The organism is Paenalcaligenes sp. Me52 (genome assembly GCF_050487965.1).
Lineage (GTDB): Bacteria > Pseudomonadota > Gammaproteobacteria > Burkholderiales > Burkholderiaceae_B > Paenalcaligenes.
The window spans coordinates 1-748 of sequence record NZ_JBKQFO010000017.1; the positions used below are offsets into that span (position 1 = coordinate 1).

At 50.5% G+C, this 748-nt stretch carries 2 protein-coding genes; both read left to right on the forward strand.

Annotated elements, in window-relative coordinates; translation table 11 throughout:
* Positions 1-239 (forward strand): SDR family oxidoreductase (locus ACLO87_RS16705; RefSeq protein ID WP_430224330.1); only part of this gene is annotated, 239 nt, incomplete at its 5' end.
* A gap of 32 nt (positions 240-271) precedes the next feature.
* A partial coding sequence (locus ACLO87_RS16710; RefSeq protein WP_430224331.1) for an SDR family NAD(P)-dependent oxidoreductase occupies positions 272-748 on the forward strand: 477 nt, incomplete at its 3' end.

The following is a 748-nucleotide window of genomic DNA, read 5'->3' on the forward strand; positions in this document are numbered from 1 at the left end:
GTATTATCGAAAGCGAAATGTGGGACTACAACGACCGCGTATGGGGAGAAATTCTCAGTACCGATGACAAGCGTTATGGCAAAGGCGAGCTTATGGCGGAATGGGTGGAAGGTATTCCGATGAAGCGTGCCGGTAAACCTGAAGATGTTGCCGGACTGGTTGCCTTCCTCGCCTCTGACGATGCGCGTTATCTCACCGGTCAAACCATCAACATCGACGGCGGCCTGATTATGTCGTAATGCCCCTGCGGGCTACTAAGAGAGATATCAAAATGATCGCAAAAGATTTTGCTCAACAATTGTTTGATCTCCACGATCGCGTCGCCTTTGTCACTGGCGCAGGTAGCGGTATCGGACAAATGATCGCTCTGGCTTTAGCCAGCGCAGGCGCACGAGTGGTGTGTTTTGATCTACGGGAAGATGGCGGACTCAAAGAGACGGTTAATCATATCGAAGCACTTGGCGGACAAGCCTTGTATTACACGGGCGATGTTCGGGAATTGAGAGATCTTCGCGCAGCAGTCGCTCTGGCAAAAACACATTTTGGTCGTCTGGATATTGCCGTAAACGCCGCTGGAATCGCTAACGCAAACCCGGCGCTGGAGATGGAAAGCGAGCAATGGCAACGCGTTATCGATATCAACCTGACTGGTGTGTGGAATTCCTGTAAGGCGGAAGCTGAGTTAATGGTAGAGAACGGAGGCGGTTCGATTATAAATATTGCGTCAATGTCCGGGATTATTGTCAAT